General features: G+C 69.4%; 3 protein-coding genes and 1 pseudogene. All 4 read right to left on the bottom strand.

Going from position 1 to position 2621, the window contains the following annotated elements:
- Positions 1-673: ABC transporter ATP-binding protein (locus SPOPO_RS26940; protein ID WP_019873011.1), on the bottom strand; the 673-nt coding region annotated here is incomplete at its 3' end.
- Positions 666-1463, bottom strand: coding sequence for an ABC transporter ATP-binding protein (locus SPOPO_RS26945; protein WP_019873012.1), 798 nt, complete (start codon positions 1461-1463; stop codon positions 666-668). The genes SPOPO_RS26945 and SPOPO_RS26940, both read right to left, overlap by 8 nt.
- An 11-nt stretch (positions 1464-1474) precedes the next feature.
- Complete coding sequence (locus SPOPO_RS34655) at positions 1475-1903, bottom strand: hypothetical protein (protein WP_019873013.1); 429 nt, start codon at positions 1901-1903, stop codon at positions 1475-1477.
- Positions 1904-1906: 3 nt separating this feature from the next.
- Positions 1907-2621: pseudogene (locus SPOPO_RS0101490) on the bottom strand (hypothetical protein); the annotation flags it as partial.

A 2621-nucleotide genomic window follows, 5' to 3' on the forward strand; every position in this document is an offset into this window, starting at 1 on the left:
TGCCACGTAGCCGGGACGACTGCTCGCTGAGGGCGATCTCGCCCTTGCGGAACACGTGTGCGTGATCCGTGAACTTCAGGGCCACCTGGGCGTACTGCTCCACGAGCAGCAGCGTGGTGCCTCCTTGCCGAACCTGCTTGAACAGCTCGTACAGCTCCTGCACGATCACCGGGGCCAGGCCCAGGCTCGGCTCGTCCAGCAGTAGCAGGCGAGGGCGCGACATCAGGCCTCGCGCCACGGCAAGCATCTGGGCCTCCCCCCCGGAGAGGCTTCCGGCCCGCTGGGTCATCCGCTCGACCAGCCGAGGAAATCGTTGCGTGACCTCCTCGATGCGCGCATCCATCGCCTTCGCCGACAGTCGCTCGCTGAAGGCCCCGACCTGGAGGTTCTCCCGGACCGTCAGCGACCGGAAGATCCCACGTCCCTCGGGGACCAGCGCGACGCCCTGACGCACCCGCTGTTCGGGGGACATCTTGAGCAGGTTGCGTCCCTCGTAACGCACCGACCCCCGAGCGGCGCCCTTCATGCCGGACAGTACGTTGAGGGTCGTGCTCTTGCCGGCGCCGTTGCGACCCAGGATCGCGACCGCCTCACCATCAGTGACGGAGAACGAGACCCCCCGGACCGCGGTGATGGGGCCGTAGTCAGCCTGCAGGCCTTCGACCTCAAGCATCGGCCAGCTCCTCCAGTTCTTCGTCCGGTGCTCCCAGATAGGCGTGGACAACGACGGGGTCGGCGAACACGTCCGCGGTCTTGCCGGATGCGATCAGCCGACCGAAGTCGATGACGCTCGTGTTCTGCGCGACCTTGCGGACGAAGTCCATGTCGTGCTCGATGACCAGCACCGTCAGCCCGAAGGTGTCCCGCGCGTGTGCGACAAGATCGGCCAGGTCCAGCGTCTCGCGGGCGCCCATGCCGGCGGACGGCTCGTCGAGCAGCAGCAGCTTGGGGCCACTGGCCAGGGCTCGGGCCATCTCCAACCGGCGGCGGTCGCCGTAGGACAGGGCTCCGGCCTTCACTCCCCGGAGATGGGCGAGGCCCACAAAGTCCAGGGCGTGGTAGCTGATCTCCTTGGTCTCCCGATCCTCGCGACGTGTTCGCGGGAGGCGGAGCATGGCGCCGATCAGACCGCTGCTGCGGTATTTGATGACGCCGACCGCGACGTTCTCCTCGACGGTCAGGTGCGGAATCAGCGACAGATTCTGGAACGTCCGGCCGATGTCCGCCGAGGCACGCGCCTGCGGTCCTTTGTCGGTCAGGTCGACGCCGTCGACGAAGATCCGACCCCGGGTCAGCCGCTGGACGCCCATGATCCCGTTGAAGGTGGTCGTCTTGCCGGCCCCGTTCGGACCGAGCAGCGCGTCAATGTTCCCGCGCTCGACCTGGAGCGACAGGCCGTCGACCGCCTTCAACCCACCGAAGTGGATCGACAGGTCATCGAGGCGCAGGTGAGGGTCCGTCACGTCAGGGCCCCTCAGACCGGCTGCGAGTCGCGCGCGCCAACGGGTGCGGCGGAAGCGTCCGACAGCCCGACCTGCGCGCCGACCTGAGCCACGTTGCGCTCCACAGCCTGCAGTCGATCGAGCACCATCTGGATGCCCTTCCGGTCCGCAGCGTGCTCGTAGTCGAGGAACAGCGCGAGCGCGAGGACGACGAGCACGACTCCCACGCCACCCGCTGACGCCAGATAGGGCATCTGCCGGGACACCTCGGTCTCCGACGACATCCCGATCCACCCGACCAGGAAGGCGATCGCCGAGCCGGCGGCGGCGATCAGGCTGCCCAGAAGTCGACGGTCCTTCGGCAGGCTCGACGCGATGTTCTGACGTGGCGGCCTCGCCTGGGTCTCCGGGTTGTCCTTCGCCCGTTTGATCACCGGGTGGTTCCGTGTGGAGGTGGCCATGGCTCAAGCTCCCATCAGGTAGCGACGAGTGATGTAGGCGACAGGCAGGGCAAAAAGGACGGCCCCGAAGACGCCGTACGTGCAGGCGAAACCGCACTCGCTCCCCACGAGATAGCTGGCGGGCACGGCGCGACGTAGCAGCGAGGAGTTCCCGGCCTCAACCGCGGGCAGCGCTGCGGCCCCGGGGATCGGCAGACCGGCCACCCCCGGCACGGCGCTGTCGGGCAGGCCGGTCACCGGCACCGCACCTTCCGCGACCCCGGCCCCCGGTGCGAAGGCGGCGTCCACCGTGCTCGGCAGCGCTCCCGGCGCCACGGTTCCGGAGTCGGTCGACCCGAGCGGCCCGGCCGCCCCAGCTCCGCCGGCGCCCGCCACCTGGCTCGCACTCACCTCGGCGGTGCTGCGGCCGAACATGAGGCGCACCTCGTTACCCGGCGGCAGGCCCGGCAGGACGGCGTGAATGGCGATGCCGCCGGAATCCGCGGTGGCGGCCGTGCCGGTGGCGGACGCCGCCGACGGCGCTGGCGGGAGCATGGTGATCGTCAGTCCCGCCTGCTTCAGCGCGGAGTTGACCGCATCCTGGGCCGCCCGGCTGTCCGCCGGGGTCGCTTGGTCCGCAATCTGCACGCCCTCGCTGGTGATCACAACGGGGGTTCCGAAGACGCGCGCTCCGACGACCTCCAGCCCACGTTCGGAGACTGCGCTGCCCTTCTCACCG

It is taken from the genome of Sporichthya polymorpha DSM 43042, from assembly GCF_000384115.1.
Lineage (GTDB): Bacteria > Actinomycetota > Actinomycetes > Sporichthyales > Sporichthyaceae > Sporichthya > Sporichthya polymorpha.